This is a genomic window from Sphingomonas sp. GW821-FHT10F11, from assembly GCF_058809095.1.
Window position 1 is genome coordinate 131478 of record NZ_JBXASH010000005.1, and the last position, 9468, is coordinate 140945.

At 68.5% G+C, this 9468-nt stretch carries 7 protein-coding genes; 1 reads left to right on the top strand and 6 read right to left on the bottom strand.

What is annotated here, in order from left to right; translation table 11 throughout:
* Positions 1–125: 125 nt before the first annotated feature.
* Together AC1RT8_RS15960 and AC1RT8_RS15965 are read right to left on the bottom strand one after the other, a co-directional pair.
* Complete coding sequence (locus AC1RT8_RS15960; protein WP_493076641.1) at positions 126–1280, bottom strand: DUF1501 domain-containing protein; 1155 nt, start codon at positions 1278–1280, stop codon at positions 126–128.
* Between the two features lie 2 nt (positions 1281–1282).
* Positions 1283–2782, bottom strand: coding sequence for a DUF1800 domain-containing protein (locus AC1RT8_RS15965; protein ID WP_493076642.1), 1500 nt, complete (start codon positions 2780–2782; stop codon positions 1283–1285).
* 208 nt (positions 2783–2990) lie between these two features.
* Here AC1RT8_RS15965 and AC1RT8_RS15970 point away from each other — a divergent pair, with 208 nt between their 5' ends.
* The gene (locus AC1RT8_RS15970; protein WP_493076643.1) at positions 2991–3299 is read left to right on the top strand and encodes a hypothetical protein; all 309 of its coding nucleotides are present in this window, start codon (positions 2991–2993) and stop codon (positions 3297–3299) included.
* Here the strand turns inward: AC1RT8_RS15970 and AC1RT8_RS15975 are convergent.
* The 4 genes from AC1RT8_RS15975 to ftsA form a co-directional block, all read right to left on the bottom strand.
* Positions 3296–4471, bottom strand: a complete 1176-nt coding sequence (locus AC1RT8_RS15975; RefSeq protein WP_493076644.1) for a deoxyguanosinetriphosphate triphosphohydrolase — start codon at positions 4469–4471, stop codon at positions 3296–3298. The two genes, AC1RT8_RS15970 and AC1RT8_RS15975, sit on opposite strands and share 4 nt — an antisense overlap.
* Positions 4468–6504: an SPOR domain-containing protein gene (locus AC1RT8_RS15980; protein ID WP_493076645.1), complete on the bottom strand. Its 2037-nt coding sequence runs from the start codon at positions 6502–6504 to the stop codon at positions 4468–4470. The genes AC1RT8_RS15975 and AC1RT8_RS15980 overlap by 4 nt, the downstream gene beginning before the upstream one ends.
* Positions 6505–6611: 107 nt before the next feature.
* Positions 6612–8090: a cell division protein FtsZ gene (ftsZ, locus tag AC1RT8_RS15985; RefSeq protein ID WP_493076646.1), complete on the bottom strand. Its 1479-nt coding sequence runs from the start codon at positions 8088–8090 to the stop codon at positions 6612–6614.
* Between the two features lie 113 nt (positions 8091–8203).
* The gene (ftsA, locus tag AC1RT8_RS15990) at positions 8204–9466 is read right to left on the bottom strand and encodes a cell division protein FtsA (protein WP_493076647.1); all 1263 of its coding nucleotides are present in this window, start codon (positions 9464–9466) and stop codon (positions 8204–8206) included.
* Positions 9467–9468: the final 2 nt, after the last annotated feature.

A 9468-nucleotide genomic window follows, 5' to 3' on the forward strand; every position in this document is an offset into this window, starting at 1 on the left:
TGGCGCGCCTACACTCAAATCGCGCGGACGGCTCAGGCCGGCGGAGCAACTTCCCGGTTACAGGTGTGAGCCTTTGAAAACCTGGCTCCGCCAGCCCTCCCCCGTCGCCGGAGGATTCCGATGCGTCAGCTACGCACCAGACCGGCAATCGGACGCACGGCCCCGGCATCGGGGAACAATGCCTTCATCGCTCGCCCTGGCTCGATCCCGAAATGTTCGGCCACGGCGCCCGCGATGAACGAATCGAGCTGCATCGTCGGCTTGAGATCGCGCGCCTCGAACAGGGCCGCATGGCCCAGCCCCGGCCAGTCCGTCAGCACGCGCCCGCCCTTCACGTCGCCGCCGATCAGCATCGCCGCGCTGGCCGTGCCGTGATCCGTCCCGCCGGTACCGTTGATCGCCACCGTCCGCCCGAATTCGGTCGCGACCAACACCATGGTGTCGGCCCAGAGCGGCCCGAGCCCCGCCTGCAGCGCCCCGACCATCCCGTCGAGCCCACGCAACTGAGCGCCGAGCCGTCCGCGCTGCTGGGCATGCGTATCCCATCCGCCGGTCTCGATCATCGCGATCCGCGCGCCGTTCGCGGGGGCGAGCAGTTTCGCCGCCAGCGCACCGGTCGCGACGGCATTCTTGCCGTCGTCATTGGTCATGCCGGTTGTCAGCATGCGCGTGGCCATCGCCTCGCTCCACAGCGCATGAAGCTGGGCGTCGCCCTGATAGAGCATCGTGACTCGCTCCATCAGCCCGTCCGAGGCGTCCGGTAGCGCTGACGGCGCATAGGAAGAGACCTCATGGCTGCCGCGCATCGCCATCGGCACCGTCGCGGAGATCGCGATCGCCTTGGCCTGGCTCGGCGGCAGCACGTCGAGCATCCGGTTGAGCCAGCCGTCCTTGACCCGATAGGCACCCGCCCCGCCCGTCTCGAGCACATTCTGCCCGTCGAAATGCGACCGGTCGCGATAGGGCGAGGCGATCGCATGCGCGAACAGTGCCTGCCCCTGCCCATAGAGTGCGCCGATGCCGCTGAGCGAGGGATGCAGCGCGAACATGGAGTCGAGCTTCGTCGCGGTCGCGAAATCGTCGGCCAGCATGCCCCGCGCGCCGGCAAAAGCCGGATCGCCTACCGCGGCGACCGTGCCGAGCCCGTCCGCCGCGCCGCGCTGGATGATGAAGACGAAGCGCTTGTCGGTCTCCGCCCTGGCGAAGGCCATGCGCGGCGAAAGGCCCAGCGCCAGGGTGCCGGCCGTGGCGGCGCCGATGAAGGAGCGACGATCGATCATCTCTATCTCCGCATGAATTCGGGGGCGACGAGCAGCAGGGCGAGCGCCTGCCCCGCGCTTTCGGCCCGGGCGAGCGACTGGGCGGTCGCGGTCGAGAGAGACGCCGGAAACAGTTTCGGCGCCAGATCGCGCGCGTCGATCTGCACGCCCGCCCGCGCCGAGAAGCGCTCCGCCGCCTCGACCCGCCGCAGGATCGCGTCGGGTCCGGCCCAGCTCGCCGCGATATCATCATACCCGGCCGGCGATCCCGGCTTCCAGGCCGGCTGGCCGAGCTGGTTGAGCAGGGTCGTCACCGTCTGGGGCCGGACTTCCTTCATGCCCAGCGCACGATAGGCCGAGATCGACCATTCCCACGGCGTCTTGAACTTGGCCGGCTGCCCGGCCCATGCCTCGGGCGAGTCGATCAGTACGCGGTACAGGCTGGGCAGGTCCCCGCCCGTCTTCAGGAAGCTCTCCTGCATGCGCTGCACCAGTGCCGCGGGCGGCGTATCGCCAGCGAAATGCCGCGCCAGCTTGGTCGCGATATGAGTTGCGGTCGCCGGATGGACCGCCAGGTCGTTCAGCACCGCCTGAGCTTGCGCCTCGCCGTTCTGGGCATAGCTCCTGCCCATGATCGTGCGCGTGCCGGGCTCGTGCAACGGCGCGGCGAACACGAAATCGCCAGGCGTGCCGGCCACGCCGGCCGCACGGGCGAAGACGCCCCGGGTCAGGCCGGCGACGCTCCAGCCGGTCATCGCCCGGGCGAATTCGGTCACATCGGCCTGGGCATAGCCGGTGCGGACACCCAGCGTGTGCAACTCCATGATCTCGCGCGCGAGATTCTCGTTCAGCCCCAGATTGCGGTTGCCACGTCCGGCGGCACGCGCGCCGGCCGGACTGTTCGGCCCGACCGACTGCGCCTGGTCGAGATAGAGCAGCATCGCCGGATGCCGCTCGACCGCGTTCAGCATGTCCCCGAACCGACCGAGCACATGCGGCCGGATCGCCTCGAACTCGAGCAGCCCACCCAGCCCGACCACCTGCACCTTGTCGACCGAGATCGCGAAATGGTTCGCCCAGAAATGCACCAGCCGCTCGACGAACGGCGCCGGCGTGACCAGTGCGGCGGATGCCCGCGCGCCGACCGCGCCGACATAATAGTCCCGCGCCTGGCGCTGGGCGAATTGCCGGGCCTGTTTCACCGGATCGTTCGCGTCGGCCGGGTCCATGGCCTTCGCCCCCGGCGCCATCTTGTCTCCGGTCATCGCTGGAGCCGCCATCGCGGCGGGGGCCCGTTGCCTCCGCCCCATCCCGGATTCCCGGCGGAGCATGCGGGCCTGATCGATATAGTCGGACAGCTCTCCCGCGATGATCTGGCGGGCGGGCAGCGCCGCGATCGCCGCGGGTTTCGGATCGAACGCGTCGAGCTGACCCAACAACCATTTCCGCGCGTCGCCGGGCGCGGCCTCATCGGGCCTCGCCCCCAGCCCGAACCGATTCAACGCAATGCCGGCGTCCGCCATGATCCCGTTCCCATCATCCCGGCACCCCTTCTACACCCCGGATGTCGCGAGAGTTTGTCATTTCGGGCGGTAGACACGGTTCACCGTCCGTTTCTTGCAACTGGTCGCGCAATCTTTGCGGTTGGGATTTTGCTGCGCCGCAATATACTGAGCCCACAAGACGAGTGGAGGATGCTGATCTGGCTTTCGAGCAACGAAAGGAAAGATCATGACCAAGACCCTCCCCAAGGCCATCTTCGCCGTCGCCGCGATGTTCGCGACGTTCTCCGCTCCCGTTTTCGCCAAGGATGAGGCGCCCGAGCGCAAATTCACCCGCGACGGCCAGACCTATGTCTACACCATGGCCGTCAAAGCGAACCGCGTCGTCATCAGCGGCCGCCGCTACCCATCGGGCAGCGCGTTCGAGCTCATCGTTCGCGGCGACCAGGTCAGCGGCGTCTCCGGCGGCGAGCCCGTCTCGTTCACGGTGAAGGACGCCCAGGCCAAGCTGACCCCGGTCGCGCTCGCCTCGCGCTAAAATCCCTCAGGCAGGTCGATCGGTCCGACCACCTCGCGATAGCGGGTGACGGCATAGCGATCGGTCATCCCGGCGATGAAATCGGCAATGTGGCGGCTGCGCGCGGGTTCCTCCGCGGGTAGCCGCCCATGCCAATCGGCGGGCATCCGGCTGGGGTCCGCATGATAGGCCCCGAACAGCCCCGCCACCAGTTCCCCGGCGATCCGCGCAGCCTCCAGCTGCCGCGGATGATGATAGAGATTGGCGTACATGAAGCGCTTGAGCGATCGCTCGGCCTCGCGCATCTCATCCGAAAAGCCCGCAAGGCACATGCCGGCAGCCCGCACATCCTCCACCGTCTCGATTCCCGCCCCGTCGACGCGACGCCGCGTCTCGGCGATCAGGTCGTTGACCATGGTGCCGATCTGTGACCGCACCAGCTCGCCGATCAGACGGTCGGGCGCGATATCGGGAAAGCGCTTCCGGGTCGCGTCCCACCCGGCCGCCACCACCGGCACCGTGAGGATCTGGTCGAGCGTCAGCAGCCCCGCGCGCAGCCCATCGTCGATATCGTGATTGTCATAGGCGATGTCGTCGGCGATCGCGGCGACCTGCGCCTCGAGCGACGGCCAGCGCGTCAGGTCGAGCGGAAACGCCGCATCAGCCTCGGCCAGCGCCCATTGCGGCTTCGTGATCGGGCCATTGTGCTTGGCCAGCCCCTCGAGCGTCTCCCAGGTCAGGTTCAGTCCGTTCCAGCGCGGATAGGGGCTGTCGATCACCATCAGCGCGCGCAGCGTGTTGCCGTTGTGGTCGAACCCGCCCTGCCCCGTCAGCGCCTCCTTCAGCGCGTCCTCTCCGGCATGGCCGAAGGGCGGATGGCCGATATCGTGCGCCAGGCACAGGGCCTCGGTCAGGTCCTCGTTCAGCCCCAGGGTGCGCGCGACGGTGCGGCCGATCTGGGCGACCTCGAGGCTGTGAGTCAGGCGAACGCGGAAATGGTCGCCATCGGGCGCCATGAACACCTGGGTCTTGTGGCGCAGCCGGCGGAAGCTGATCGAATGGATGATGCGGTCGCGGTCGCGCTGGAACGCATCGCGCGGGCCGCGCACGGTTTCGCGCTGTTCGCCGTGCAGCCGGCCGCGGCTCTTCGCCGGATCCGCAGCCCAGCGAGCGTGACGCGGGGCTTCGCTCACTTCGCAGCCAGCTTCGTGACCTTCTGGCCCGCGTCGCTGGTGAAGGTGAAGGCCGACAGGCCCTCCTTGGAGAGCGCGTTGACGAAAGCGCGAGCCTCGTCATTGGTCTTGAACGGCCCGGCGAGCACGCGGTTGGTGGCACGCAGCGGCGTCGTCCAGCCCGATTTGCCCCTGAACGCCGCCGGCGCCTTGGCGCGGACCTTTTCCCATTCCTTCGGCAAGGTCGATTCATTCGCCCCGCCGGCGACCTGCACCCAGATACGCGACGGCTCCAGGATCTTGGGATCATTCTTCTTTTTCAGCTCGGCCGCCTTTTTCGCATCCGCGAGCTTCTTCGCCTCGGCCAGCTTCTTCGTCTCCGCCGCTTTCTTGTCGGCCAGCGCCTGCCTGTCCGCTGCCGCCTTCTTCTCCGCCGCCTCACGGGCCGCCGCACCGGTATCGACCGGCGCCGGCGCTGCCCGGACGGGCGTCGTCACCGGTGTCCGTGGCGGATCGGCCTGGGCGGTTTCGACCGGCGGGCCGTCCACCAGCTCGGATCCCGGCACCGAAATATTGGCGATGATGCTGGCGAGGATCGAATCCTCGCTCCGCACCGGGCTCGGCGTCGCCGCGACCGCTCGCGCCGGCGGGGCCGTCACGGCAGGCGTCGACGTCGGTGGCGGGGTGGGTGCTGCGACCAAGGCAGGCGCGGACGGTTCCGGTGTCGCCAGCGCGATCGACGCAACCGATGGCGGCGCGCCGACGGGCGGCCGGGAGACGCTTTCCGGAACCCGTGAGTCGGTTTCGACCGCGGAGGACACCGGAGGCCCTGCCACGATCGCCGGGCGGGTCGGAGCAACCGCCACCCGCGTGTCGGCTTCCGCCGGCGGGGCGCGCCGTTCCGGCACCATGGTCGGTGTCGCGGCTATGACTGTGGCGGGTCGCGATCCGGTCACCGGTGCCAGCGTCATGCTCTGCCGTCCGGCCTCCGGCGCGCTGGACGGGGTCCTGGAGGTCGGCTGGACCATGGCAGGCTGGGCGTAAGGCGGCTGATCGACCGGATCGGTGGTGGCGACATAGACCGGCGGCTGGGGCAACGGAGGAGCCTGGGGCTGCACCTGCGGCGGTGGTGCGGTCGCGACCTGAACGGCGTCCTGCTTGCCGCGCTTCTTGCGCCGGCTGCGACGATCCTCCGGCTGGGCTTTGGGCGGGGCCTGCACCGCGGCAACGACAATGGGTGCCGCCATGCCGGGCTCGGGCGGCAGGGGCGCGAGCGCCGGGATCATCCGGGTATCGGCGATCCGCTCGGGCGTCGCGCGCAACTCGCCGAAATGCACCGCGAAGGCGCGGTCGGTCGGCCCCAGACCAGGAAGCCGCTCGAAAAAGGGCAACAATCCCTGGGCAAGCCCCGGGGGCATCATGTTGGTCGCGATGCGCGACGCGCCCTGATCGTCGCCGTTCATCGCCAGGATGAAGGCACGCGCGCGCCATGCGCCGCGATCGCTTCGGCGGACCAGCGGATCGAGCTGTTGCAACGCCATGTCGCGCTTGCCCGAGATGCCGAGCGACAGGGCGTAGCGCCGGATCGTCTCGTCGGCCGGCCCATCTTTCAGCGCCAGGCGGTAATCGCGCTGGGCGCGTTCCTGCTGGCCGATCAGGTCATAGGCCAGACCGCGATCGGCGGCGTAATTGCGCGGGTCGAGCCCCAGCGCCTCGGCCTCGCCGAAGCGCCGCAGCGCTTCGCCCGGCCGCTCGGCCTGGACGAGCAGGCTGCCCATGCCGGCCTTGATCCGCGCGTTGCGCGGATCGAGCCGTTCGGCGCGCGCGAAGAAGGTCGCCGCCGCGGTCTGGTCGCCCAGCTTCAGCGCCAACTCGCCGGCCCGCACCAGGGCGTTGATGTCGAGGGGATTGGCCGCCAGCACCCGCATTTCCGCGGCCAGCTCGTCGCCCAGCGGATTGAGCGGCTGAACCGTCTGCACCTGCGCCACCGCTGGCACCGCCGACAAAGGCAAGGCAAGCGAAAGAGCAGACCCGAAAAGACGGAAAACGCGCATGAGGGGCCTAGAGCCGAGTCCGCCTGAACCGGCAATGTCCGGCCCAGGTGAGGCGCGCCAGAGCGACGCGCGCCGGCGATGAACCGGGCGCGCGCGCCGGCGTCATCTCATTGATTGTTCTGGCGGTGCAGGAAGCGCGGAATGTCGAGCGCATCCTTGTCGGTCGGCTCTTCCTCGCGTGCGGCACCGCGCGAGACGCTCGACATGCGCTCGAACAGGGTACCGCCAAGCTTCACGCGCGGCGCGGCGGGCGCCGGCTCGGCTGCTTCGGCCGGGGTCTCCTCGGCGGCAGGCGCGCCGGGCGAGAGCCAGCGGCGACGCACCGCGAGGTCGGGATCAGGCGCCGCATCCGGCTCCGCCGCACTCTCTTCCTCCTCGCCGAACACCGGCGCATCGGAAACCTGTGTCTCGCTGCCCAGGACCAGCTCGTCGCCGTCGCCGGCGGCTTCCGGTGCTTCCAGGGTGATTTCGGCGGCAGGCTCCTCGGCTTCGGCCGCGACCGGCTCGGCGGCGACTGGCTCAGGAGCCTCGACCACGGGAGCAGGCGCTTCCTCGGCCTTTTTCGGCGCGGAGAAGGTGAAGGCGCGCGACACCGGCGCCGCTGCGGTGGCCGGACGCGCTTCCGCCTCGATGCCGGTCGCGACGACCGACACGCGAATCTTGCCTTCGAGTTCCGGATTGAACGCCGAACCCCAGATGATGTTGGCGTCTTCGTCGACCAGCTCGCGGATATGGTTCGCGGCTTCGTCGACTTCGAGCAGGCGCATGTCGTCGCCACCGGTGATCGAGACGATCACGCCCTTGGCGCCCTTCATGCTCACGCCGTCGAGCAGCGGGTTGGCGATCGCCTTGGACGCTGCCTCGATCGCGCGATTGTCGCCCGACGCTTCGCCGGTGCCCATCATCGCCTTGCCCATTTCCTGCATCACCGAACGGACGTCGGCGAAGTCGAGGTTGATCAGGCCGGGCATGACCATCAGGTCGGTGATGCCGCGCACGCCCTGCTGCAGCACCTCGTCGGCCATCTGGAACGCCTCCTTGAAGGTGGTGTTCGCATTGGCGACCAGGAACAAATTCTGGTTGGGGATGACGATCAGCGTGTCGACATATTTCTGCAGTTCCTCGATGCCCGCGTCGGCAGCTTTCGCGCGGCGGTTGCCCTCGAAGGCGAACGGCTTGGTCACGACGCCTACGGTCAGGATGCCCATGTCGCGGGCCGCCTTTGCGATGACCGGCGCCGCGCCCGTGCCCGTGCCCCCGCCCATGCCGGCCGCGATGAAGCACATATGCGCGCCCTCGAGCATCTTGCTGACCTGCTCGATCGTCTCTTCAGCCGCGGCGCGGCCGATCTCCGGACGCGAACCGGCGCCCAACCCTTGCGTGATCTTCGCGCCGAGCTGGATCTTGTGCGACGCGCTTGACTGTTTGAGCGCCTGCGAATCCGTGTTGGCGACGAGGAAGTCGACGCCCTGCACTTCGGCGCGCATCATGTTCGCGATCGCGTTGCCTCCGGCACCGCCGACCCCGATCACCGCGATGCGCGGCGTCAGCTCGTCGACTTCGGGGGGAAGGAATTCGATGCTCATCGCCTGGTCTCCGCAACACCCCAAACATCGGGGCGTTCAATGATGATACCGTCCGTTCTGCACCATCCCTTGCGGTGACTCCAGCACGAACAGCTAAATCTTGTCGTATTTCTTTAATAATTCGCCTTGGCGGTCGCGATCAGCCTCTTGAAGATCGCAAGTCCCTTCGGTCGATGCACCAACTGATTCGCCGGCGACAAGGATCGCAAGTCGACCGGATCGGCCGCAGCATAGAAAGCGAGGCCCGCCAAGGTCGCGAAAGCAGGGCCGCCATGCGCTTCCGGCAAGGCGGTCAGCCCGCGCGGCCGGCCGATCCGGACCGAGCGGCCGAGCGCCTGCTGCGCGTAATCGGCAATGCCCTTCAACTCAGCGCCGCCGCCGGTGATGACGACCTGGCGGCCCACCGGGCCTTCGAACTTCAGGTCGACCAGCGCCTTCTGTACCTCGTTCATCAGATGGTCGAGCCGCTGGCGGATCACCGAGATGAGCTGCGCGCGGGTGATGCGCGTACCCTCGCCCGCGCCGTCCTCGGCTGAGATCGGCGCGACGTCGATCATGTCATGATTGTCGCGGGGGCTGGCATTGGCCGAGCCGTAGAAGCACTTCATCCGCTCGGCCTGCGCCCGGCGCGTGCCGAAGGCGGAGGCGATGTCGTCGGTGATGTCCGCCGCGCCGATCGGGATCGAGGTCAGGCCGACCAGCATGCCGCCGGCGAACAGCGAGACGTTGGTGATGCCCGCACCCATCTCGACCAGGGCGACGCCCAGCTCGCGCTCTTCCTCCGACAGACAGGCCATGCCGGTCGCGACCGGCGAGGCGATGATCGCCTTCACTTCGAGATGCGCATTGGCGACGCACAGACCGAGGTTGCGCACCGGCGACCCGTCGGCGGCGACGACATGGATGTGTACGCCAAGCCGATCGGCATGCAACCCGAGCGGACGCTTCACCCCGGTGAGTCCGTCGAGTGTGTAGAGCGCCGGCTGCGCATGAAGCACCATGCGTCCCGCCGGATCGATCGATTCACGCCCCGCCTGAAGCAGCGCGTCGATATCCGACTGCTCGACCCGGTGACCGCCCAGCTCGAACTCGATCGAGGCGACGTCGGACACCAGCCCGCCGGCCGAGAAGCTGACCCAGACATTCTCGATATTGGTCCCGGCGATCCGCTCCGCCTGCTCGACCGCCTCGCGCACGGCAACCTCGGTCGCGGCGGCATCGGCGATATAGCCGCGCTTGACGCCCCGGCTCTCGCGCTGGCCGGTGCCGAGCACGATCAGCTCGCCGCCATCGCCCTTCTGCGCGATCATCGCCGAAACCTTGGACGACCCGATATCGAGCGCCGTGATCAGTCCTTCGGGTGCTGTCTTCGCCATAC